Origin of the sequence: Mesorhizobium sp. M7D.F.Ca.US.005.01.1.1 (assembly GCF_003952545.1) — a bacterium.
GTDB lineage: Bacteria > Pseudomonadota > Alphaproteobacteria > Rhizobiales > Rhizobiaceae > Mesorhizobium > Mesorhizobium loti.
Window position 1 is genome coordinate 7,007,933 of sequence record NZ_CP034453.1, and the last position, 21,851, is coordinate 7,029,783.

20 protein-coding genes and 1 tRNA gene are annotated in these 21,851 nt (G+C 62.2%); 6 read left to right on the forward strand and 15 right to left on the reverse strand.

The window, feature by feature from the left end; translation table 11 throughout:
* Window positions 1–5: 5 nt before the first annotated feature.
* The 4 genes from pstS to EJ076_RS34110 all read right to left on the reverse strand — a co-directional run bounded on the left by pstS (window position 6) and on the right by EJ076_RS34110 (window position 8,049).
* The gene (pstS, locus tag EJ076_RS34090; RefSeq protein ID WP_109665098.1) at window positions 6–1,061 is read right to left on the reverse strand and encodes a phosphate ABC transporter substrate-binding protein PstS; all 1,056 of its coding nucleotides are present in this window, start codon (window positions 1,059–1,061) and stop codon (window positions 6–8) included.
* Between the two features lie 513 nt (window positions 1,062–1,574).
* Complete coding sequence (locus EJ076_RS34095) at window positions 1,575–6,140, reverse strand: PAS domain-containing protein (RefSeq protein WP_164548802.1); 4,566 nt, start codon at window positions 6,138–6,140, stop codon at window positions 1,575–1,577.
* Window positions 6,141–6,763: 623 nt separating this feature from the next.
* Window positions 6,764–7,000 carry a hypothetical protein gene (locus tag EJ076_RS34105; RefSeq protein WP_109665088.1) on the reverse strand — a complete coding sequence of 79 codons (237 nt, stop codon included), beginning with the start codon at window positions 6,998–7,000 and terminating at the stop codon, window positions 6,764–6,766.
* 119 nt (window positions 7,001–7,119) lie between these two features.
* Entirely contained in the window at window positions 7,120–8,049 is a 930-nt protein-coding gene (locus tag EJ076_RS34110; RefSeq protein WP_126070818.1) for a DUF2865 domain-containing protein, read from the reverse strand.
* Between the two features lie 318 nt (window positions 8,050–8,367).
* Here EJ076_RS34110 and EJ076_RS34115 point away from each other — a divergent pair, with 318 nt between their 5' ends.
* Window positions 8,368–8,583, forward strand: a complete 216-nt coding sequence (locus EJ076_RS34115; RefSeq protein ID WP_109665080.1) for a hypothetical protein — start codon at window positions 8,368–8,370, stop codon at window positions 8,581–8,583.
* Between the two features lie 55 nt (window positions 8,584–8,638).
* Here EJ076_RS34115 and EJ076_RS34120 read toward each other — a convergent pair whose 3' ends face one another.
* From EJ076_RS34120 to EJ076_RS34135, 4 genes are all read right to left on the reverse strand, one after another.
* Window positions 8,639–9,007: a hypothetical protein gene (locus EJ076_RS34120; RefSeq protein WP_126070819.1), complete on the reverse strand. Its 369-nt coding sequence runs from the start codon at window positions 9,005–9,007 to the stop codon at window positions 8,639–8,641.
* Window positions 9,008–9,370: 363 nt separating this feature from the next.
* Entirely contained in the window at window positions 9,371–10,234 is an 864-nt protein-coding gene (locus EJ076_RS34125) for a glutathione S-transferase family protein (protein WP_126070820.1), read from the reverse strand.
* A 22-nt stretch (window positions 10,235–10,256) separates the two neighbouring features.
* Window positions 10,257–10,838: a VOC family protein gene (locus EJ076_RS34130; RefSeq protein ID WP_126070821.1), complete on the reverse strand. Its 582-nt coding sequence runs from the start codon at window positions 10,836–10,838 to the stop codon at window positions 10,257–10,259.
* A gap of 217 nt (window positions 10,839–11,055) precedes the next feature.
* Entirely contained in the window at window positions 11,056–11,388 is a 333-nt protein-coding gene (locus tag EJ076_RS34135; RefSeq protein WP_245462937.1) for a hypothetical protein, read from the reverse strand.
* A gap of 118 nt (window positions 11,389–11,506) precedes the next feature.
* Here EJ076_RS34135 and EJ076_RS34140 point away from each other — a divergent pair, with 118 nt between their 5' ends.
* Complete coding sequence (locus tag EJ076_RS34140) at window positions 11,507–12,235, forward strand: glycosyltransferase family 25 protein (RefSeq protein ID WP_126071213.1); 729 nt, start codon at window positions 11,507–11,509, stop codon at window positions 12,233–12,235.
* Between the two features lie 121 nt (window positions 12,236–12,356).
* Here the strand turns inward: EJ076_RS34140 and EJ076_RS34145 are convergent.
* From EJ076_RS34145 to EJ076_RS34155, 3 genes are all read right to left on the reverse strand, one after another.
* A tRNA-Glu gene (locus EJ076_RS34145) sits at window positions 12,357–12,431 on the reverse strand.
* A 90-nt stretch (window positions 12,432–12,521) separates the two neighbouring features.
* Complete coding sequence (locus EJ076_RS34150; RefSeq protein ID WP_109665064.1) at window positions 12,522–12,929, reverse strand: VOC family protein; 408 nt, start codon at window positions 12,927–12,929, stop codon at window positions 12,522–12,524.
* Window positions 12,930–12,959: 30 nt separating this feature from the next.
* The gene (locus tag EJ076_RS34155) at window positions 12,960–13,343 is read right to left on the reverse strand and encodes a fimbrial protein (protein WP_109665061.1); all 384 of its coding nucleotides are present in this window, start codon (window positions 13,341–13,343) and stop codon (window positions 12,960–12,962) included.
* Window positions 13,344–13,369: 26 nt separating this feature from the next.
* Here EJ076_RS34155 and EJ076_RS34160 point away from each other — a divergent pair, with 26 nt between their 5' ends.
* Together EJ076_RS34160 and rpoH are read left to right on the forward strand one after the other, a co-directional pair.
* The gene (locus EJ076_RS34160) at window positions 13,370–14,419 is read left to right on the forward strand and encodes an RluA family pseudouridine synthase (protein ID WP_126070823.1); all 1,050 of its coding nucleotides are present in this window, start codon (window positions 13,370–13,372) and stop codon (window positions 14,417–14,419) included.
* Window positions 14,420–14,609: 190 nt separating this feature from the next.
* Window positions 14,610–15,521, forward strand: coding sequence for an RNA polymerase sigma factor RpoH (gene rpoH, locus EJ076_RS34165; protein ID WP_013529255.1), 912 nt, complete (start codon window positions 14,610–14,612; stop codon window positions 15,519–15,521).
* 141 nt (window positions 15,522–15,662) lie between these two features.
* Here rpoH and EJ076_RS34170 read toward each other — a convergent pair whose 3' ends face one another.
* The 4 genes from EJ076_RS34170 to EJ076_RS34185 all read right to left on the reverse strand — a co-directional run bounded on the left by EJ076_RS34170 (window position 15,663) and on the right by EJ076_RS34185 (window position 18,222).
* Window positions 15,663–16,535, reverse strand: a complete 873-nt coding sequence (locus EJ076_RS34170) for an MBL fold metallo-hydrolase (RefSeq protein WP_126070824.1) — start codon at window positions 16,533–16,535, stop codon at window positions 15,663–15,665.
* A gap of 150 nt (window positions 16,536–16,685) precedes the next feature.
* Window positions 16,686–17,345 (reverse strand): peroxiredoxin, encoded by a 660-nt coding sequence (locus tag EJ076_RS34175; RefSeq protein ID WP_056586735.1) that lies wholly within the window; start codon window positions 17,343–17,345, stop codon window positions 16,686–16,688.
* A gap of 218 nt (window positions 17,346–17,563) precedes the next feature.
* Complete coding sequence (locus EJ076_RS34180; RefSeq protein ID WP_109665049.1) at window positions 17,564–17,929, reverse strand: cell division protein ZapA; 366 nt, start codon at window positions 17,927–17,929, stop codon at window positions 17,564–17,566.
* A gap of 20 nt (window positions 17,930–17,949) precedes the next feature.
* Window positions 17,950–18,222: a DUF4164 domain-containing protein gene (locus tag EJ076_RS34185; protein ID WP_013529251.1), complete on the reverse strand. Its 273-nt coding sequence runs from the start codon at window positions 18,220–18,222 to the stop codon at window positions 17,950–17,952.
* A 261-nt stretch (window positions 18,223–18,483) separates the two neighbouring features.
* Between EJ076_RS34185 and tkt the strand changes: the two genes are divergently transcribed.
* Both tkt and gap read left to right on the forward strand, forming a co-directional pair.
* The gene (gene tkt / locus EJ076_RS34190) at window positions 18,484–20,475 is read left to right on the forward strand and encodes a transketolase (RefSeq protein ID WP_126070825.1); all 1,992 of its coding nucleotides are present in this window, start codon (window positions 18,484–18,486) and stop codon (window positions 20,473–20,475) included.
* A 158-nt stretch (window positions 20,476–20,633) separates the two neighbouring features.
* On the forward strand, window positions 20,634–21,644 hold the full coding sequence (gene gap / locus EJ076_RS34195) for a type I glyceraldehyde-3-phosphate dehydrogenase (protein ID WP_109665044.1): 1,011 nt from the start codon (window positions 20,634–20,636) through the stop codon (window positions 21,642–21,644).
* Window positions 21,645–21,851: the final 207 nt, after the last annotated feature.

Genomic DNA, 21,851 nt, shown 5'->3' on the forward strand with positions numbered 1-21,851 from the left:
GGATGTTATTCGCCAGCGTAGACGGGCTTGCCGTCGGCCTGGATGTCAGCCTTCCAGGAGGTCTTGATCAGGTCGACGACGCTATCGGGGATCGAGACATAGTCGAGCGCCTTGGCGGTTTCCTTGCCGTCCTTGTAGGCCCAGGCAAAGAATTTCAGCGCTTCACCGGTTGCGGCAGCATCGTCCGGAACCTTGTGGATCAGCACCCAGGTCGAGGCAGCGATCGGCCAGGTGGTGTCGCCGGGCTCGTTGGTGATGATGACGTTGAAGTTTTTCGCGCCCTTGAAGTCGGCATTCGAAGCAGCCGCGCCGAAGGATTCGAGCGACGGCTCGACGACCTTGCCGGCGGCATTCACCAACTTGGAGTAGGACAGGTTGTTTTGCTTGGCATAGGCATACTCGACGTAGCCGATGCCGCCGTCGGTCTGCTTGACGGTGTTGGCAACGCCTTCACTGCCCTTGGCGCCGACGCCGGTCGGCCATTCGACCGCCGTGTCCGAACCGATCTTGTCCTTCCAGTCGGGCGACAGCTTGACCAGGTAGTTGGTGAAATTGAAGGTCGTGCCCGAGCCGTCCGAGCGATGGACAACGGCGATCGCCGTCGATGGCAGGGTCAGGGTCGGGTTCAGTGCCTTGATCGCGGCGTCGTCCCAGGTGGTGATGGCGCCGAGGTAGATCTGAGCGATCGTCTTGCCGTCAAGGACGAGTTCGCCCGGCTTGACGCCGGTCAGGTTGACGATCGGCACGATGCCGCCCATCACCATTGGAAACTGCACGAGGCCGTTCTTTTCCAGGTCGGCGTCGGACATCGGCTTGTCGGTGGCGCCGAAGGTCACGGTCTTGGCGATGACCTGCTTGATGCCGCCGCCTGAACCGATCGACTGGTAGTTGAGGCCGATGCCGGTGTCTTTCTTGTAGGTGTCGGCCCACTTGGCGAACACCGGATAAATGAAGGTCGAGCCGGCGCCGGAAAGATCAGCTGCCATTGCCGCGGAAAGGGTGAAAGTAGACGCCGTAGCCATTGCGATCGCAACGGCCGCCGAGCGGATGAAATGTCTCATGTGGCCTGCTCCTGTTCGGAAGATGGTCTCTCGGCGCCATTCCTCTCGGCGCCCGCTGAGGCCAATAGCCTTCGATTATTACAGTCGCATGACAGTTTGATGTCACCCCGGTAACGCGTCATTGGGGTGGGGAAAACGCCGGCCAGCCGGCACTCCCGACTGAGCCCGGCTTTGCTCCCGGAATCAGGCACTTGCGCCGTTTCAGGCCGAGACCGGCCCGCAGTTACGGGACTGCCGCCTCGGCAAAGAAAATCCGGACGGGAGCGCGTTGCTCTCGGCCAGACGGTGTCGTGGCCGGGCCATCGCCGAAAACAGGTCCGTTGGGGTAGGTTGACGCTGTCTCATGCCGGCGGTCGCTGCTCCCGCCCGTAACTGGGAAGAGCGGAATTCGAATATAGTTATTGTCTCGATTAGGCACAGTTTTGATATGGTGCGATCGCACCATGGTGCTGCGCACGGGACGCGTCGCGAATCTCCGCATAGTTTCTCGCCAACAGGTGCGCCGAGAGCCCCTTACCCGGCGTTGCGCTGAGCCTGGCGGCTGGCGCCGACCCAGCGCTCGACCTTCTCGAGCAGGGCTCGGGGACTGATCGGCTTGGGCAGATAGTCGTCCATGCCGGCCTCCAGGCAGCGCTCGCGATCGCCCTTCAGCGCATGCGCGGTGACGCCGACGATCGGCACATGCGTGCCGGTTTCTTCCTCCAGCCGGCGAATGGCGGCGGTTGCCTCGAGCCCGTTCATCTCCGGCATCGAGACATCCATCAGGATCATGCACGGATTGAGCCGGCCGAAGGCGTCGAGCGCCTTGCGGCCATTGCCGACGATCTCGAAACCATAACCGGTCTCACCGAGAATCTGGGTGAACACCATCTGGTTCACCTCATTGTCCTCGGCCACCAGGATGTCCAACCTGTCGCCGCCACCCGCCACGGGTGGCCGGGGGCGAATCGAAGGCGGCTGCAGCAGCGCCCGCTGTTCAGACGGCGCCGAGGGCTGTGGCCGCACCACATTGCTCGCAGCGACGTCGGCTGCGAGCGGCAGCGCGTCGCTGCCGCTCGTGTTGTGGCGATGCCGCTGGATGGTGGCGACCAGCGTTTCCAGCAGCACCGAAGAGCGCGCGGGCTTGATCAGCTGGGCATCGATGCCAAGATCGCGATAGCTGGTGTTGGCGAGCGACTGGTCGACCGAGGTCAGCATGATGATCGGCGTGCCGGCAAGGCCGGCAGTGTTGCGCACGATCCGCGCCATTTCGGCGCCGCTCATCTCAGGCATCTGGTAGTCGAGCACGACGCAATCGACCGGCACGCCATAGGCGGCGGCGGCGATCAGCACCTTGAGGCCCTCGGCGCCGCTTTCGGCCGCGCAGGAATCGAACGTCCACGATGTCATCTGCTCCGTCAGGATGGCCCTGTTGACGGCATTGTCGTCGACGATCAGCACGCGCGCGCCGGTCACGTCGATCGGCGTGATGCGTTGCCCGTTCTGCTGTCCGGCCCTCGGCAGCGTCACCGTGAACCAGAAGGTCGAACCTTTGCCTTCGGCGCTCTCGACCCCGATGTCGCCGCCCATCAGCTCGACCAGCCGCGAGGTGATGGCGAGGCCGAGGCCGGTCCCCTCGTGGCGCCTCGTCGACGAGGTGTCGACCTGGCTGAACTTCTCGAACACCAGTTTCAACTTTTCCTCGGGGATACCGATGCCGGTATCGGTGACCGAGATGGTGAGCTTCGTTCCGGTCGGAACCCTCTCGCCGGTGACGTCGACCAGCACATGGCCTTCATCGGTGAATTTCACCGCGTTGCCGAGCAGGTTGGTGACGATCTGCCTGATGCGGCCGATATCGCCGACGAACAGGCTTTCGAGACGAGGCTCGATGCGCACGATCAGCTCGAGGTCCTTCTCCTTGGCGCGTGTCGACACCAGCGTCGCCACATCCTCGATCGCCTCGGCAAGATTGAAGGGCGCCGGATCGAGCACCAGCTGACCGGCATCGATCTTGGAGAAGTCCAGGATGTCGTTGATGATGGTGAGCAGCGCGTTGCCCGATTTCACGATGATGTCGGTAAACGTCTTCTGCTTCGGGTCGAGGTCCGATTTGGCCAGGAGTTCGGCCATGCCGAGCACGCCGTTCATCGGGGTGCGGATCTCGTGGCTCATATTGGCGAGGAATTCCGACTTGGCGCGGTCGGCGAGCACGGCGCGCTGCCGGGCCTCGCGCAGTTCGGCCTCGCGCGTCTTCAACTCGGTGATGTCGGTGGTCGAGCCGATCAGGTAGAGCGACCCATCGGAGGCGATCATCGCCCCCTTGCGGGCAAACTGATGCCTGACGCTGCCGTTGGCCGCCGTCACGGTCTCTTCGACCTCTTGCGTTTCACCAGTGCGCAGGACCGCAAGGTCGCTGTCGACGAAGGCCTGGCCATCCGGCCCGAAGATCTCGATGTCGGTCTTGCCGGTAGCCTCTTCCTTGCTGAAGCCGGTGAGATCGCACCACCCCTTGTTGACGTAGAACTGCCTGAGGTCGGAGCGCTTGGCGTAGATCGACACCGGCACATTGTCGATCAGGCTGCGGAACACCTCGTTCTCGCGCATGCTCTCTTCCAGCGCGCGCTCGCGCGCCTTGACGTCGGTGATGTCGGTGCTGGAACCGACCAGATGCACCGATCCGTCCAGCGCCACCAGGCGGCTCTTGCGCGTCATCAATTGCCGAACCGTGCCGTCGCGATGGGTGACGGGTTCCTCGACCTCCTTGACGGCGCCGGTCACGGCGACTTGCGTGTCGTCCTGACTGTAGCCATCGGCGTCCTGCGCACCGAACAGCTGACGGTCGGTGCGGCCGATGACATCCTCCTTGGCGAAGCCGGTTATCGCGCACCAGGCCTTGTTGACGAATTCGATGCTCAGGTCCTGCGCCTTGATGAAGGCGGCGACCGGCAACTCGTCCAGCACGTGCCGGAACAGGTCGATCTGGCGCATCGAGTCGCGCAACGCCGCCTCGCGGCTCTTGATCTCGGAGATGTCGACCCGCACGCCGATGAAGGTGCCGTCGTTGGTCCGCATGTCGTAGACCTGATACCAGCGGCCGTCGGGGTTGTGACGCTCGTAGGAGGAATTGGGCAAGCGGTAGCGGGCGAGGATCGCGTCCAGCCAGCGATCGGGATCGTCATCGTAGAGCTTGTCGACTTGCGGGTCGCCGCTGCTGCGGAAATAGCCGTTCGCATGGCCGAGGACGAGCGCCTCGCGGAATGTACAGCCGGGCTGCCATGCCGGCTTCAAGGCGGGCAGCGTATCCTGGATCTTGCGGTTGGCGAAAACGAACTTGTCATCGCGATCGTAGATGATCACGGCGGCCGGCAAGGATTCCAGCACGCTGGCGAGATGCTGGCGCGCATCCTGCGCCTCGGTTTCGCGGCGCTTCATGTCGGAAATGTCAAACAGGAAGCCGGCAACGTAGTTGCGGCCGCTGGCCATGCCGACGCGGCTCTTCCTGACGATGCGCGAGCGCTTGGCGCCATCGGCCTCGAAATTCTCTTCCACTTCGTACGGGTGCCCCGTCGCAAGCACGTCCAGTTCGCTCCTCTCGAAAAGCGCGGTGTCGTTCGTTGTCAGGAAATCGCCACCGGGCTTGCCGAGCATGGCTTGCGGCGTTTGGCCAAACAAGGCGGCGAACGCCTCGTTGACGAAGACGAAGCGCAGATGGTCGTCCTTGACGAAGATCGGATCCTTGACGGCGTTGATCACCGCTTCCGCCAGTCGCGCTTTCTCCAACGCGTCGGCAAGTTCGGCCTCGCGGTCTTTCATATCGGTGACATCGACATAGGAGATCAGCCGCCTGCCGCCGGCCAACGGCGCCGTCGACGATATCAGCGTGCGGCCGTCATTGCGCGGGAACTGCCGCGATCCGACAGTCCCGGCCCTGATTTCCGCCTCGCGCTCGACTATGTGTCGCTGCCATGTCGCATCGTCGGAACCAAACGGATCGATGTCGCGGCTGGCGTCCATCAGATCGCGGAAACTGCAGCCGATCTCGGCGCGCCGGGCGTCGATCTGCCAGAAATCGTAGAAGGCGCGGTTGATGACTTCGGCGCGCATATCAGCATCGAGGACGAGGACACCGATCGGCATCTGGTCGACCATGGTGTGGAGATTGGCGAAGGTCTCGGCGATCTTGGCGTTGGCGCTCTCGATCTCGGCATCGCGGTTCTTGATCTCGGTGACCTCATAATAGGTCAACAGCCGCTTGCCGCCGGACAGCGCCGTCACCGAGAACATCATCGTCCGGCCGTCGGCATGGGGAAACTCGCGTGGCGCGACGGAGCCGGCGCGAATCTCCTCGATGCGGGTGGCGAGGTAGCGCTGCCATTGCTGTTCGTCGATGTCGCCATAGATGCCGTTACGGCGGTTAAGTTCCATCAACAGGCTGAACGGAGCGCCGACGGTGACAGCGCCGTCCGGAATCCTGGAGAGGTCGCGATAGGCCTTGTTGACGATCAGCGTGTCGAGCCTGGCGTCGAGGAGCACGACGCCCATGTGCATGGCGTCCATCGTCCGCTCGAGATCGGCCAGATGCTGGTCGGGTTCGCCGACCGTCGACGGTCCCTGCCCCGGACTTTTGAAGGCGCTGGCCAGTGCCGTAACGTTGCGGCCGATGCCGCGATAGCCGGCAAATCTTCCCTCGCCGTCGAGCCTTGGAAAGCCCGATGTCAAAACCCAGCGGCAATCGGCGCTGCCACCCTTGAGCTCATAGACGAAGTCGCGAAAAGGCCGGTGCGCCTGCAGATCCTCCAGATGCGCGGCGCCACTGCGGTCGCCGTTCAGGACCTGGTTGAGGAAATCGAAGCGGAACCGGCCAAGCACGTTTGCCGGATCGATGCCGGTGGCTGCCTGATAGTTTTGCGAAAGCCAGGAGAAGCGCAGCTCGGCGTCGGTCTCCCAGACCCAGTCCGAACCGGCTTCGACGAGTTGGCGAAGCGCATCGTTCGAATCCATGCAAGCGGCGGACGACGACGCATCATCGCCATGCGCTGTGGGTTTGCGAGGCCCGCGCTTGCCGCGCGCGCCAACTGTTTCGTCCGCTTCCGCCATGCCGTCCCCACCCCGAAAACCAAGGCCGAACCCTCCTCCGCGGTTCGTCGGCGGAATGTGCCCGAGAAGCATTAACGATCCGCTAACCTTAACGCCCGGTTAGACATATCGGCCGACACGGCCTGCGTTGTTCCGCCCCGGTTGTCGGCGGGGTCGAAGCCGCTATATAATCACCGGCAGGGGTATTGCTGATGCTTGGACGGATTGTGCCTTTTTTCATGGGGCTAGCGCTGCTTTTCGGCAGCGGCTGCTCGCGCAGTTATGACGGGACCGTCGTCATCCCGAGACCGCTCGATGTCCGGCGTTTCTGGGATCGTCCGCCAGCGAATGTCAACTATGGGCCATCCGAGGTCGAAAACGGCGCCTTTCCGGTAGCGCCGCAGCCGCCGACGCGGTTTTCAGAGCGCCGGGTCATGACGCATGCCGCGCCGCCCAGACGGCACCAGACGAGGCTACCCGCGTCAGCGTCCCTGTCTGCCCCCGCAAAACCGCTCACATGCAGGAACGTCAGCGAACCCGGCAAGAGGGCTCGCATGCTCTGCGACTAGAGCAGGCCCCCTGGAAGGGGAACTGGTTTCGGATAAGAAGAAAACGATTGGCAAATAGCTTTCGGTGGGCCTGCGTCACAGCGAGGCGGCGCCCTTTTTCGGCTCTTTCGCACCGAGCTTGTCGAGTGCAAGACGAACCTGGCGCAGATCGTCCTGCCAGCCATCATCGTCGCCCATCGGGCTCTCCGAGGCGGCCCGCTGAAGCCCGCGCGCCTCGGATTCAATCCCGCGGAGTTCAGCGATTTTCTGTTCGGCGGTCAGGGAGCCGTCTTCGACGATCTCCAGCACCCGCATTTCCCTGAACGTGGCCATGGCGTTTCTCCTGGCTGATGTCGATCACAACGCCGTGAGCGCCCCTCTGTTCCAGGCAGATTTCAGGATCCAGCCGGATCGCAACAGGCTTGCGGCAGCCGGTCATCCGCAAATGGTGCTCAGTCGGCAGGGAAGAAGGCCGGGCCGACCACACGCACCGCCCGCTTGCTGGCCTCGATCGACTGGTGCTGGGCGGCGCCCTGGGCTTCGGCATCGGGCACCGGAACGGCTGCAACGGTGCTAAGATCCGGGGTGCCAAGATCCGGCTTTACCGTCGGCAGCGGAATGATGGCGTTGCTCATGTCGGCGGGGGTCACCGTCCTGGCTCGCAGTTCGGTGACCCGCTGGTAGTAGCGCTTGACGTCGCATGCCTTGAAACTCGCGTCATCGCGGTATCTGAAGGCCGCCGGCAGCTCGGTATACGGCTTGTGCGTATCGAGCGCGACCATCTGGTCGGTTTCGAGGTTGGCGTCACTCAACGTGTAGAGGTCGACGCTGGGATCATCACAGATGTAACGGCACTGATCGGCCGTCTCCTTCAGATCGCCGCTGGCCGCGAATTGCGACTTTGGCGCCGGGAAGAAATACCCGTTCGACAGGCGCACGCAAAACAGCATCGCATTGCCGCCGAGCGTGGCCCCCGCCGATTGGGTGCCGGGCGCGGCGCGCGCCGGCCGTTGCTTTGCCGAAGGCGCGCAGCCAAGCGCGACGAAGCGCGCCTGCAGGCCCGATGTGTCCCGGTCCGAATTCGCCGCGGCAGCGATCCGGCGCTGCACATCCGCGCGGCTCCTGGCAAGGTCGGCGCAAGCGTTGAAGAGGCCACCGAGCGAACTTTTCGCCGAGCACTGTCGCTGTCTCTCGATAGTCTGGATGGCGGCAAGTTGCCGGCGCAACTGGCCAAGCTCCGGGCTCGCCCCGCCGCTGCGGCCGGCCGAAAGCAACTGGCTTCTGATCGCGCCGCAGCTGTCCGCGTAGGACGAAAGCGTACCGAACAAAACCACCGCCAGCGATATCAGCGCGATCATCATGAGAGGCCAGAAACGGATCATCTGGACGACTTTGTCCTTGTTGCAGAGAACCTGGAATTACAATTCTTGACTTCGGAAAGTTTCGGCTAAATAAGTAACACCTAATTTCTACAAGCTTTTCAGCCTGAAGAGACTTTCGCCTAGTGTATTAGGTCGCCTCATGTAAATTCGATATTACATTTTTATTTCAAGATTGAGACGAACTCCAAAACAATGCGGCAAGCCCCACGATCGCCGAGAGCCACGGCGCAACGGGCCGGAGTCAATCCGTCGTTACCGCCATGTGCCTTTGAAACCTTTGCCCGGTCTCCGGCGTTGAATGGCCAAAGGAGAACGCAGATGTCGATCCACTTCACTGTCTCCGACCTGACAAGAAACCTGTTTCACTCGCTGGGGCTGGATCATGAGCGCGCGCCAAGGCCTCTCAACCCCGAGCAAAGCCTGTTGCTGGAATGCTATCTGGCCGGCCAGGTTCCGGAATCGGCCTGGAACGACTACGTCTTCGAGACGCCCGATCTTGCCCGGCACGCCAAGGCAAGGCGCAGTCACCACTGAGCCGTGCAGCACGGGCCAAGCGCATCTTGGCAATGCGGCTTGCGCCGCTCGTGAGCTACTTGGGAGAGGCGAATTGCAACGTGAACACGTTGCCGGCGATCCCTTGCGCCAGCTTCGCTGAGAAGGTCAGGGGCAGGCAATTCTGCAAGGCCGTAGTTGCGGCATCGACAAACGATTTTTTCGCCTTGGCATCGCCATCCACCTTGATGGCTGTCGGCCTCGGTGGGCCGATCAGCGTGCCGTCCCGCTTGAAGCTGAAGCTCAAGGTGACGCTGGCAGGTCCGGCATCCGCCGGCGGCGTCCAGCATGCCTGGATGGCAGCCCCGACATCGTTCATGGTGTTCAGTTCAGCCGCATCTGAAGAATGAATGGCGCTCGCCAGCATCACGCCCGCAACCGCAACCCGCCTCACAACGCTTTTCATCGCCAGCCCTCATCCCGCGCCTGACCGACAATCCATGCCGGACTGCCGAAATGGATGGTAGGGCCAACGCCGGCAATGACAATATCTCTCCGCAAAAGTTGACGCCAAAAAAGCGACAGCGGACGAGGCTTACGTGGCCCGATCGCTGCTCGACCACGCCCCGGCAATAGAGCAATTCCAAGAAAAGTGTGAAACGGTTTTCCGTCCCGGAATTGCGTCAAACAAAGAGATGGAGTGCGAAAAGCAAAAAGGCCGGCATTGCGCCGACCTTTCCTATCGCTACGACGTTCTGCGCCAGTACATCCGTGGTCGCGGGCCGAAAGCGAATTGCCTCCAGTAGACAGGGCTTTGGTTAACGAATCCTTAAGCTGAGGCCTTGGCCTGCGACTTCACATAGGCGATGTAGCCGCGCACGTCGCCGGCCGGCTCGCTATAGGCCTTGCCGAGCTTCTTCTCGACCGCTGCCACATAGTCTTTCGCCCATTTGGGCAGAGGATAGTCGATGACGGCCAAGAATTCGAGCGTCGCCGCCAGGCGAATATCGGCAATGGACGGGTTCTTGCCGCCGATGAACGGCTTGCCATCCCTGAAGAAGGAGTGAAAGACCTCCAGCGGCTCGGCGATCGCGGCCATCGCCGCCTTCTGGGCTTCGGACTTCCTGTCGGGGTGGGCGTCGCTGTGGCCGACCTCGCCGGCATATTGCGGAAAGCCGAGGAACGGATAGGTGGCGCGCGCCACATAGGGGTAGAGCGTACCGACCAGGTAGAACATGGCGCTGTCGATCATCGCCCGCTTGGCCGGCGCCTTGGGATAGAATTTCTCCAGCCCGTGCTTGTTGGAGAGGTATTGCATGATGGCGCAGCTTTCCCACAACACGCCTCTGGGAAGGCCCTTGTCCTCGATCATCGGCGTCAAATGGGCGGGGTTCCGCGCCATGAATTCCGGCGAACGGGTGTGGCCCCAGGCATCGGTCTCGGCGGTGTCCAGCCCGGCCGCGCGCGCGAACACCCGGACAGTCATGTTGTTGACGCTGGGCTTCAGCATGCTGAGCTTCACGGCCGGTTTCTTCGCCGGCTTCGCCTTGGCCCCAGGCGCGGCTTTTGCCGTCGCCTTCACGGCGGGCTTGGCGGCTGCCTTGGCCACCGGCTTTGCCGCAGCTTTCGCCGCCGGCTTGGCGGCTGCCTTGGCGGCTGTTTTCTTCGCACTCTTCGTCGCTGTCTTGGCCATCTTGTTCCTCCCTCTGGTCTGTTCAGTATGGGTTCTTCGCTGCCCGGTCGTCCGACAAGGTTGCGCGGAAACGCTCGACGAGCGCCTGGATCGCATCGGCGAGATGCACTTCCGCGATATTGTAGTCGCCGCGCGCGACCCGCAGCCTGTGCGCTTCCATCAACACGTCGGCATGGGTGAAGCCCGCCGGCGGCTCGAAGCGGTAGGAGGCGAGCTCGATCAGCAGGCCGAGCGGATCCTCGAAATAAATCGAATCCATGAAGCCGCGATCCTTGACGCCACTGTGCTTGATGCCGCGCTCGTCAAGCCGGGCGACCGCCTGCAGGAAGGTCACGCGCGACACCGAAAAGGCGATGTGGTGGACACAACCCGGATCGGTCGGCGTGCGCCGCTTCTCCGGCGTGCGACTCTCATCGGTGAAGATGGTGATCAGCCGGCCGTCGCCCGGATCGAAATAAAGATGGCTTTCCCTCGGCTTGTCGAGGTTGGGCTGCTCGAAGACGAACGGCATGCCGAGCACGCCTTCCCAGAAATCGATCGAGGTCTGGCGCCCGGCGCCGACCAGCGTGATGTGATGGACGCCCTGCGATTGCAGTTTCCGCATTGGCCTTCTCCCCCGTGGCATCAACTGCCCGTCCGGATCTTGCCGGCACCCGGCGTTCTGCGCGCCGCTGGAGCCTCAGGATCCCTGACGTGATGCTAATGCAATCAGCCCCGCTGCGCCAGAAGCCACGAACGCGGTCAGGATCTGGCGATTGAAGGAGAGATCTAAGAGATTCGTGGTCTAGGATCGAAAGCGAATTGCGTCCAATGCCGGCACGCTAGTCGAGAAATCTGATCTTTGTGAAAGACATCATCTCTCCCATGACGTTGCCGCTGTCATCGACCTGCTGCCCCTGCCCGACTGTAACCGTCACGCGTTTTCCCTTGTAGCGGGACGGCATCACGGTTTGCTCGTTCCAGCTTTCGCACTCGGGCGCGGAACACAGGCCGACTTGCTCGGCCTTCTTGCGGTCGACAAGGGTCAGGTAACAATTGTCGCCGCATTCAAAACCTCGAATGGTGCCCGTGATCTTGCTGTCCTTGGAGAAGGACGGGCCACACTGGGCAATCAGGGACACGGAGACGAGGAGGGCCAAGGCCAGTTGTTTCATGCAGCCAACTTGCTGCAACATGCCGTGCCACGCAAGCACTGCACGCCGGAATACGCTTTGTGGTTATGGACGTTCAGGGCCCGTAGATTTCCAAAACGCCAGTGGCTATATGGATCACATGCTGAAATTTCCCGCCGACCAAGTTTATGTGCGTATTTGCCACGTCAAGAGGGGCTATGAGGACCGAGAACAGCACATCGCGAAGCAGATCGGACGCCATGGTATTCCCGCCACTTGGTACCTTCACTGGGATGTTTCGGACATTACTGATGAAGACGTCGAAAGACTTACCACGCCAGGCGCTCTTAAAATGGCGGAACTGTCCTGCTCCTTGAAACACATCGGGATCTGGCGCGATTTTCTGAAGACCGACAAGCACTATTGTCTGGTCTTAGAGGACGACGTGTTCCTGGCGGCCAATTTCAATACAAAATTCAACGCGGCTCTGGCAGAGCTCGGCGATCCAAACCGCAAAGCCGTTATCTATATCGGCAATGCCGGCACCTACTACATTTCGGCGTTCAAGTTGAAGCGCGGACAACATCTCTATCCAGCCCCCCACGGCAAAGCCACCGATTCCTACATCATCACCCGCTCCGTGGCAGCGGAGAGGTGCGCCTGGTTTGACGAACGCAAGATGTCCGGGCCGATCGGTCACGAGATCGACAGTGCCGACGCGGCGCTGGGCGTGGAGGTGCTTTGGTTCGAGAGACCTTTTGTTGAGCAGGGCACCCACACTGGCGCCTTCCTGACGTCTATAAACCCCGACAAACAAAGGCCGCTTTGGTACAAGCGCATGGAGTGGCTCTATAAAAAATATCGCCGGCAGCTGGTTGGCCATATCTAGAGACTTGCTGCGACCCGGGTTCTGTTCATATGCCGCGCCGGCCATCCAACGGAGACCGCGTCAAACTTTGGCCTGCAGGACCAGATCCTCAAAACCTGTACGACTAAGTCGTTGAAATCCTTGGTACGCCCAAGGGGAATCGAACCCCTGTTCCCGCCGTGAGAGGGCGGTGTCCTGACCGCTAGACGATGGGCGCGTTCAAGAACCGGCGATATAGGCTGAGCGCTGGGAAAAAGCAACTGGGGTTCGGCCGCTTTCCCTTGTCGGGGAAAAGTCGGCTGCAGGTCTAGCGTTTCGGCTCGATCAGGTCCCAGAGATTGCCGTGGAGATCGGCGAAAACCGCCACCGTGCCGTAAGGCTCGAAGCGCGGTGCTTCACGGAATTCGACGCCCTTCTCCAGCATCGCCTTATGGTCGCGGGCAAAGTCGTCGGTTTCGAGGAACAGGAAGACACGCCCACCGGTCTGGTTGCCGATGCTTTTGCTTTGTGCCTCGTCGGAAGCTTCGGCCAGCAGCAGCCTGGCGCCTTTGCCATTGGCCGGCGCCACCGTGACCCAGCGTTTTCCCCCGCCGAGATCGACATCTTCGACGAGCAGGAAGCCCAGCCGCTCGACATACCAGGCTATCGCCTCGTCATAGCTGGCGACGACCAGGGCCACGGTCGCGACACGGCGATGTTCGGCGAACCCGGTCATGCCTGAGGCTTGTTCATCGTTGCTGACCGGTCATTTGTTGCGGATCGCAAAGCGGCCGATCAGGCGGCGCTCGGCGATATCGTAGACGAAGATCGTGCGGCTGCCGTCGGCAAGTTCGGCGTCGATGGAGAGGCGATTGCCGGACAGCGACTGGCTGACCACCTTGGCGCCGATCGGCAGCACGATGTCGCCGCTGACCGGTTCGCCGGCGGGTGTCTGGATATCGCCGGCCAACGGCGGGTTCTCAGGAGATGCTTTGCGGGATTTGTAGACAATCGCCGCGATCACCACCATAAGAGCCAGCAAAAGCAGGCCGAGATTGATGGCCATGAAGCGGATGAGCTTGCCGCGTACCTTGTCGATCTCGGGGTCGAGCGGCTTTTCTTCGTTTTCGTCGGCGTCAGGCCGGGCCATGGCAAATAATCCGGAACGGTTTTTCAATGAGCGCTCATAGCGAAGAGGCCCCTGAATTGATAGAGCACCAGTTCATGGAGCCAACCGTGCTGGTGGCGGGCGCGGATGCGGCCGGCCTGCGCCTCGACCAGTGGCTGGCGGTGAGCCTCGGCCCGGATATGTCGCGCAGCCGCGTGCAGATGCTGATCAGGCAGGGCGCGGTCTCGGTCAACGGCAAACCGGTCGACGAGACCAAGCGCAAGATGACGCCAGGCGAAAGCGTCTCGGTCGCCATGCCGGAGCCGGAGCCGGCAGAGCCGCAAGGCGAGAACATCGCGCTCGATGTGCTCTATGAGGATGACGAGCTGATCGTCATCAACAAGCCGGCGGGGCTTGTCGTGCACCCCGGCGCCGGCAACTGGACCGGCACGCTGGTCAACGCGCTGATCCATCATTGCGGCGACAGTCTTTCCGGCATCGGCGGCGTGCGCCGGCCGGGCATCGTCCACCGCCTCGACAAGGAGACCAGCGGCGTCATGGTAGTCGCCAAGACCGACCGCGCCCACAAGTCGCTGTCCGAAGCCTTCGCCGATCACGGCCTAACCGGCGACTTGGAGCGCGCCTATCTGGCGCTGGTCTGGGGTATACCGCAGAGGCCGACCGGAAGGGTCGACGCGCCGCTCGGCCGCGCCGCCGACCGCGTGCGCCGTGCCGTGGTGCCCGAAGGACGCGACGACGCCCGCCATGCGGTCACCCATTTCGCCGTGCAGGAGCGCTTCGGCGAGAACCAACAGGAGTTCGCCACGGCCAGCCTGGTCGAATGCCGGCTGGAGACCGGCCGCACCCACCAGATCCGTGTCCACATGGCGCATATCGGCCATCCGGTGATCGGCGACCCCGACTATGGCCAGGCCTTTCGCACCAAGGCCAACCGGCTGCCCGAACCGCTGAAAAGTCAGGTCAAGGCATTTCCCCGGCAGGCTTTGCATGCCTGGCTCCTTGCATTTCGCCACCCGGCTACCCATCTAACGATGAGGTTCGAAGCGCCTATACCGGGGGACATGGAGGAACTCGTAGGCGGTTTCCGCAAGCTCTGAACCTGCCACAGAAAAACCTGAGCGGCATTGTTCACTTCAGCGTGACACACTGTTTCGTGTTGAACAAATGCCTGTCTTTTCTGGTTTTGTTCCTGTATAAGATCCGATGTCGCGGGCGAGCCTTTTGGTGCTCGCGTCACATGCCCGCCGCGTTTCGGGGGCATCACTCCAATAGAGAGGGGGCGCTATCATGGCCCAGTCATTACCCAGTATCGTTTCCGGCGAAGGCGGCCTCAGCCGCTACCTGGAAGAAATCCGTCGCTTTCCCATGCTGCAGCCGCAGGAAGAGTACATGCTCGCCAAGCGTTACGCCGAGCATGAAGATACCTCCGCTGCGCACAAGCTCGTCACCAGCCACCTCAGGCTCGTCGCCAAGATCGCCATGGGCTATCGCGGCTACGGCCTGCCGATCGGCGAAGTGATCTCTGAAGGCAATGTCGGCCTGATGCAGGCCGTCAAGAAATTCGAACCCGAGCGCGGCTTCCGCCTCGCGACCTACGCCATGTGGTGGATCAAGGCCTCGATCCAGGAGTACATCCTGCGCTCGTGGAGCCTGGTCAAGATGGGCACGACCGCCAACCAGAAGCGCCTGTTCTTCAACCTGCGCAAGGTGAAGGGCAAGATCCAGGCACTGGATGACGGCGACTTGAAGCCCGACCAGATCGCCGAGATCGCCACCAGGCTGAACGTTTCCGAAGCCGAAGTGGTGTCGATGAACCGCCGCCTGTCCGGCGACGCCTCGCTCAACGCCCCCATCCGGGCGAGCGAAGGCGAATCCGGCGAATGGCAGGACTGGCTGGTCGACGACCACGAAAGCCAGGAAGAGATGCTGATCGAACAGGACGAGCTGGAAAACCGGCGCGGCATGCTGTCGGGCGCTCTTGCCGTGCTCAACGAGCGCGAGCGGCGCATCTTCGAGGCCCGTCGCCTCGCCGAGGAGCCGCTGACGCTGGAAGAGCTGTCGTCCGAGTTCGACATCAGCCGCGAGCGCGTGCGCCAGATCGAGGTGCGCGCCTTCGAGAAGGTGCAGGACGCGGTCAAGGCCGCTGCCAAGCGCCAGACCCAGGCGCTGCGCACCATCGAGGCCCAGCCCGCGGCGTAAAGCCGGCATCGGCAATGAACATCAAGGCGGCGTCAGGAAACTGGCGCCGCCTTTTTCTTCGGGGGTTCTGCCTTCGCGATTGGCGCTTCCGTGGGGCGAAGACCCAAGTTCTGAAAAAGGCGCCGGGGCCGGCAAAGCCCCTCAAAGCCCATCCAGCGGAAATTTCAGGTACCGCCGGCCATTCGCCTCGGGTTCCGGCAGCCTCCCGCCATTCATGTTGACTTGCAGTGCGTGCAGGATCAGCCGCGGCATCGGCAGCGTCCGGTCGCGTGCCTCGCGAAGGGCGACGAACTCGGCCTCGCTGCGGGCAGCGACGAGATGGATGTTGGACGCCTTCTGTGTGGCGACCGTGCTTTCCCACAAGGGCTCGCGGCCGCCCGCTTGATAGTCATGGCCGACAAAGACGCGTGTCTCGTCCGGCAACGCCAGAATGTCCTGGATCGAGCGCCAGAGCCGCGCGGCACTGCCGCCGGGAAAGTCAGTCCGCGCCGTGCCGCTGTCGGGCATGAACAGCGTATCGTGGACGAAGGCGGCATCGCCGATCACATAGGTGATCGAGGCCAGTGTGTGGCCGGGTGAGAACAGCACCTTGACCGGAAGGCTGCCGACCTGGAAGGTTTCGCCTCCACCAAACAGCCTGTCCCACTGCGAACCGTCGGCGGGAAAATCCGGCCAATTGTAGATTGCCTTCCACAGTTTCTGGACGTCGACGACCCTGTCGCCGATCGCTGTCGGCGCTCCGGTCTTCTCACTCAGGTAATGCGCCGCCGAGAAATGATCGGCGTGCGGATGGGTGTCGAGGATCCACTCCAGCTCCAGCCCGTTTTCCCGGATGAAGTCGAGCAGGGCGTCGGCATTCTTCGTTGCCGTGGCGCCGGATTTCTCGTCGAAATCGAGGATCGGATCGATGATGGCGCAACGTTTCGTCGCCTGGTCGGCGACGACGTACTGAATGGCCCCGGTCGGCTTGTCATAGAAGCCGCTGACCTGCGGTCTGGCCAAAGCTACGTCCAATTTTGGCTTCCCCACCACCTTTAGCCGGCAGGAATGATTTTCTCTGACGACATCCGAGAGGAGTATGGTTGTCCTCTCGGATGCCTCAGTCAAGCATCATTTCGCTCGCGGCGACGGGAAAGCCAAAAACCGTTCCAAAGCGCCTGGGGGTCAGGCGGAGGGCTGCTTGGTCTTCCTGAGATACGGCAAGATGGTCTCGTAGGCGCCGAAGCGCTTGATCGCATCCTCGTTGGAGACGGCGGCGGTGATGATGACGTCCTCGCCTTGCTTCCAGTTTGCCGGCGTCGCCACCTGATGCTTGGCGGTGAGCTGCATGGAATCGACCGCCCGCAGGATCTCGTCGAAGTTGCGGCCCGTGGTCATCGGGTAGGTCAGCACCAGTTTGATCTTCTTGTCCGGTCCGATGACGTAGACGGAGCGCACCGTAGCGTTGTCGGCGGGAGTGCGGCCCTCCGACGTCTCGCCGGCACCGCCTGGCAGCATGTCGTAGAGCTTGGCGACCTTGAGGTCCTTGTCGCCGATCAGCGGGTAGTTCACCGTGTGGCCGGTCGCCGTCTTGATGTCGGCCTGCCACTTGTCATGGCTCGCGACCGGATCGACGGAAATACCGATGATCTTGACGTTGCGCTTCTTGAACTCGCCTTCCAGCCCGGCCATCGTGCCAAGCTCGGTCGTGCAGACCGGCGTGAAATTCTTCGGATGGCTGAACAGGATCGCCCAGCCGTCGCCGATCCATTCATGGAATTTGATCGTCCCTTGCGTGGTCTCGGCGCTGAAGTCCGGCGCAATGTCGTTGATACGAAGGCTCATGGCACATCTCCCCTGCAACAAATTCTGTCAGGAGCGAGGGGCGGCAAACCATGCCGCCATCACGACGTCCACGCTCCGGCATCGCCGCATCTTAGCGCAAAAATCGTGACCGCGAGATAATTTGAAACTCTTGTCGGCGGCGGAGCGAGCATTTTTATGCTGCCGTCGAGCCAAAAGCGCAGGAAAGACTTTTGGCTGGGCGGAGAGACCGCGCCGCCTCAGGTCTTGTTGACCGCCAGCGTCACGGTCAGGTCTTCCATGCGCTGTGCCAGCGCGCCAAGCGCGTTGGTCAGCACGCTATCGTTCTTGTCGGCCTTGGTCAGCGCATCGTCGCGCGTCTTGCGCAAGGTCAGCACTTCGCTTTCCATGCCCTTGACGCGTTTCTGCAGCTCCGAAAGCTCGTCCATCACCATGATGCCTGCCATCACGGTCAGCCGCTGGTCCCCGATCTCGCCAAAGGAGTCCTTCAGATGCGAGACATAGCGGTCGAAACGTTCGGCAAGGTCGATCAGATGGTCTTCCTGACCTTCGTCGCAGGCCATCCGATACTGTTTGCCGTCGATGGAAACCGTGACTTGAGCCATGAGCCTACCTGTCCAGCCCCCTACCTGTCCAACACAGCGCGGATGGTTTCCATGGCGGTCACCAGCCGTCGCGACACTTCCTTGTTGGCGTCTTCCAGCCGTTCGGCGCGCGCTTCGGAATTGTCGAGTTCCTGCGCCAGCCGGGAGCGATCGGCATTCATCCGCTGCACTTCAGCCTCGGCTTCCGAGTAATCGCGTTCATGCTCGAGCTTGGCCGCGACGGCGTTTTCCAGCCCCTCGATGGCCTTGCCCAGCCTGGCGATGACTTCCTTGAGTGTGGCTTCCCCGGTCATGGCTTCGTCCTGTGCCCTGCCCATCACCGAATCGTTCGCGTTCAGAACGCGTTATCCGGGAAACATTAGGCACCGGGTGAAGGCAACGTCAACAAAGCTCTCGCGACTGTCCCCTGCTAACGCTAATGTAGACCCGCCGCCGGCATCACAAGACCGGCAAATGTGCACCCGATTTGTTGACTAAAAGCCCGCGCCTGCTATGTGTCGCGCACCCTTTTCAGGGCTCTCCCAAGCCCCCAAACCCCCACTTCTGGAGGAACCATGACGTCGCGTGAACAACATGACCGGATGGCCAATGCGATCCGCTTTCTCTCCATGGATGCCGTCGAGAAGGCAAATTCCGGCCATCCCGGCCTACCCATGGGCTGTGCCGACATCGCCACGGTGCTGTTCACGCGCTTCCTGAAATATGATCCCAAGACCCCGCACTGGGCCGATCGCGACCGCTTCATCCTGTCGGCCGGCCATGGTTCGATGCTGCTCTATTCGCTGCTGCATCTGACCGGCTACGAAGATATGACCATCGACCAGATCAAGCATTTCCGCCAGTTGGGCTCGAAGACCGCCGGCCATCCCGAATACGGCCATGCCACCGGCATCGAGACGACGACCGGCCCGCTCGGCCAGGGTCTGGCCAATTCGGTCGGCTTCGCGCTCGGCGAGCGCATCATGAACGCCGCCTTCGGCAATGACCTCGTCGACCACTACACCTATGTGCTGGCCGGCGACGGCTGCCTGATGGAAGGTGTGTCCCAGGAAGCCATCGCGCTTGCCGGCCACCTCAAGCTCAACAAGCTGATCGTCTTCTGGGACAACAACAACATTTCGATCGACGGTCCGGTCTCGCTGTCCGACAACACCGATCAGGTCGCCCGCTTCCAGGCTTCCGGCTGGAATGCCAGCCACATCGACGGCACCGATCCGGAAGCGATCGCCTATGCCATCGAAGCCGCCCGCCACTCCGACAAGCCGACGATGATCGCCTGCAAGACGACCATCGGCTTCGGCGCGCCGACCAAGGCCGGCACCAACAAGGCGCACGGTTCGCCGCTCGGCGCCGACGAGATCGCCGGCGCACGCAAGTTCTTCAACTGGGATTCGCCGCCCTTCGAGATTCCGGCCGATATCCTCGACGCCTGGCGCACTGCCGGCAAGGCCGGCGTTAAGGCACGTACCGACTGGGAAGGCCGTCTGGCCAAGGTCGACGCCAAACTGAAGGCCGAGTTCGAGCGCCGCCTCGCTGGCAAGCTGCCGTCCAATTTCGACGCTGTTATCGCCGACTACAAGAAGAAGCTGTCGGCCGACAAGCCGAAGGTCGCCACCCGCAAGTCTTCCGAGATGGCGCTGGAGGTCATCAACGGCGCCGTGCCCGAGACCATCGGCGGTTCCGCCGACCTGACCGGCTCCAACAACACCAAGACCAGCCAGACCAAGAACATCACGCCGGACGATTATGGCCAGCGTTATGTCCACTACGGCATCCGCGAGCACGGCATGGCCGCCGCGATCAACGGCCTGACGCTGCATGGCGGCCTCATCGCCTATGGCGGCACCTTTATGTGCTTCTCCGACTATGCGCGTCCGTCGATGCGGCTGGCCTCGCTGATGGGCATCCGCTCGATCTTCGTCATGACCCATGATTCCATCGGTCTGGGCGAAGACGGCCCGACCCACCAGCCGGTCGAGCATCTGGCCGCATTGCGCGCCATCCCCAACCACAATGTCTTCCGTCCGGCCGATGCGGTGGAAACCGCCGAATGCTGGCAGATCGCTCTCGAGTCGGAAAGAACGCCGTCGACCCTGGCGCTGACCCGTCAGAACCTGCCGACGGTACGCACCGAATTCTCCGCGAAGAACCTGAGCAGCCAGGGCGCCTACGAACTGGCCGCGGCCAGCGGCGAGGCGGCGGTGACCATCTTCGCCACCGGCTCAGAGATCGAGATCGCGCTCGGCGCCCGTGACCTCCTCGAAAAGCACGGCCACCCGACCCGCGTCGTCTCGGTGCCTTGCTTCGAGCTGTTCGACCAGCAGAGCGCCGACTACCGCAAGAAGACGATCGGCAACGCACCGATCAGGATGGCGATCGAAGCCGGCATCCGCCAGGGCTGGGACCATCTGATCGGCAGCGACGGCATCTTCATCGGCATGACCGGTTTCGGCGCCTCGGGCACCATCGAACAGCTCTATCCGCATTTCGGCATCACCGCCGAGGCGGCGGCCAAGGCGGCGGAAGCACGCTTGCACGCCAAGTAAGATTCTGGCCAGCCCGGCGAAAACACGAAAAGCGGTTTCGCCGGGCTGGCCCAACCTAATCGATTTAAATCCACGTCGCTGCGGCTGGATTCTTTCCGCTTCCGCCGCTATGAAACTGCGGACCCATCGTCTGCCCTACAGCTCCCAGGGAGAGAATAATGACCGTCAGAGTTGCCATCAACGGATTCGGCCGCATCGGCCGCAACATCCTGCGCGCCATCCATGAATCCGGCCGCAAGGACATCGACGTCGTCGCCGTCAACGACCTCGGCCCGGTCGAGACCAACGCGCACCTCTTGCGCTATGACAGCGTGCACGGCCGCTTCCCGCATGAAGTCTCGGTATCTGGCGACCAGATCACCGTCGGCAAGGAGACGTTCAAGGTCACCGCGATCAAGGATCCGACCCAGCTGCCGTGGAAGGAACTCGGCATCGACATCGCGCTCGAATGCACCGGCATCTTCACCGCCCGCGACAAGGCCGCCGCGCATCTGACCGCCGGCGCCAAGCGCGTCGTCGTTTCGGCCCCGGCCGAGGGCGCCGACCTCACCGTCGTCTACGGCATCAACCACGACCAACTGACCAAGGACCACATCGTCATCTCGAATGCGTCGTGCACCACCAACTGCCTGGCGCCGCTGGCAGCAGTGCTGCACGAAACGGTCGGCATCGAAAAGGGCATGATGACGACGATCCATTCCTACACCGGCGACCAGCCGACGCTGGACACCATGCACAAGGATCTCTACCGCGCCCGCGCCGCGGCCCTGTCGCAGATCCCGACCTCGACCGGTGCCGCCAAGGCGATCGGCCTGGTGCTGCCCGACCTCAAGGGCAAGCTCGACGGCATTTCGATCCGCGTGCCGACCCCGAACGTCTCGGTCGTCGACTTCAAGTTCATCGCCAAGCGTGCGACGACCGTGCAGGAGATCAACGACGCCGTGATCGCCGCCTCCAACGGCAAGCTCAAGGGCATCCTCGGCGTCACCCATCACCCGAACGTCTCGATCGATTTCAACCACGATCCGCGTTCTTCGATCATGGCGCTCGACCAGACCAAGGTGATGGACGGCAACTTCGTTTCGGTGCTGTCCTGGTACGACAATGAATGGGGTTTCTCCAACCGCATGGGCGATACCGCGGTCGCCTTCGGCAAGACCATCGCCTGATCGCAAAGCTCTCTTTTCGAAACCTGGAACGCCCGGCTTTGTCCGGGCGTTTTTCATGAGGGCGGCTGGCGCCCTGCCGATTTGTGTCCTGAGCGCCAAAACATCCGAAAATCAGCGGCATAGGTCAAAAAGCCACCCTGCCGCCTTGCACTGGTCACGTCTTCGCCCCACTCTCTCGTAAAGCAGGAGACAGACGAATTTGAGGGG

Coding starts and splice junctions, on each gene's coding strand:
- pstS (WP_109665098.1), bottom strand. CDS start 1,061: ATGAGACATTTCATCCGCTCGGCGGCCGTTGCGATCGCAATGGCTACG.
- EJ076_RS34095 (WP_164548802.1), bottom strand. CDS start 6,140: ATGGCGGAAGCGGACGAAACAGTTGGCGCGCGCGGCAAGCGCGGGCCT.
- EJ076_RS34105 (WP_109665088.1), bottom strand. CDS start 7,000: ATGGCCACGTTCAGGGAAATGCGGGTGCTGGAGATCGTCGAAGACGGC.
- EJ076_RS34110 (WP_126070818.1), bottom strand. CDS start 8,049: ATGATCCGTTTCTGGCCTCTCATGATGATCGCGCTGATATCGCTGGCG.
- EJ076_RS34115 (WP_109665080.1), top strand. CDS start 8,368: ATGTCGATCCACTTCACTGTCTCCGACCTGACAAGAAACCTGTTTCAC.
- EJ076_RS34120 (WP_126070819.1), bottom strand. CDS start 9,007: ATGAAAAGCGTTGTGAGGCGGGTTGCGGTTGCGGGCGTGATGCTGGCG.
- EJ076_RS34125 (WP_126070820.1), bottom strand. CDS start 10,234: ATGGCCAAGACAGCGACGAAGAGTGCGAAGAAAACAGCCGCCAAGGCA.
- EJ076_RS34130 (WP_126070821.1), bottom strand. CDS start 10,838: ATGCGGAAACTGCAATCGCAGGGCGTCCATCACATCACGCTGGTCGGC.
- EJ076_RS34135 (WP_245462937.1), bottom strand. CDS start 11,388: ATGAAACAACTGGCCTTGGCCCTCCTCGTCTCCGTGTCCCTGATTGCC.
- EJ076_RS34140 (WP_126071213.1), top strand. CDS start 11,507: ATGCTGAAATTTCCCGCCGACCAAGTTTATGTGCGTATTTGCCACGTC.
- EJ076_RS34150 (WP_109665064.1), bottom strand. CDS start 12,929: ATGACCGGGTTCGCCGAACATCGCCGTGTCGCGACCGTGGCCCTGGTC.
- EJ076_RS34155 (WP_109665061.1), bottom strand. CDS start 13,343: ATGGCCCGGCCTGACGCCGACGAAAACGAAGAAAAGCCGCTCGACCCC.
- EJ076_RS34160 (WP_126070823.1), top strand. CDS start 13,370: ATGAGCGCTCATAGCGAAGAGGCCCCTGAATTGATAGAGCACCAGTTC.
- rpoH (WP_013529255.1), top strand. CDS start 14,610: ATGGCCCAGTCATTACCCAGTATCGTTTCCGGCGAAGGCGGCCTCAGC.
- EJ076_RS34175 (WP_056586735.1), bottom strand. CDS start 17,345: ATGAGCCTTCGTATCAACGACATTGCGCCGGACTTCAGCGCCGAGACC.
- EJ076_RS34180 (WP_109665049.1), bottom strand. CDS start 17,929: ATGGCTCAAGTCACGGTTTCCATCGACGGCAAACAGTATCGGATGGCC.
- EJ076_RS34185 (WP_013529251.1), bottom strand. CDS start 18,222: ATGACCGGGGAAGCCACACTCAAGGAAGTCATCGCCAGGCTGGGCAAG.
- tkt (WP_126070825.1), top strand. CDS start 18,484: ATGACGTCGCGTGAACAACATGACCGGATGGCCAATGCGATCCGCTTT.
- gap (WP_109665044.1), top strand. CDS start 20,634: ATGACCGTCAGAGTTGCCATCAACGGATTCGGCCGCATCGGCCGCAAC.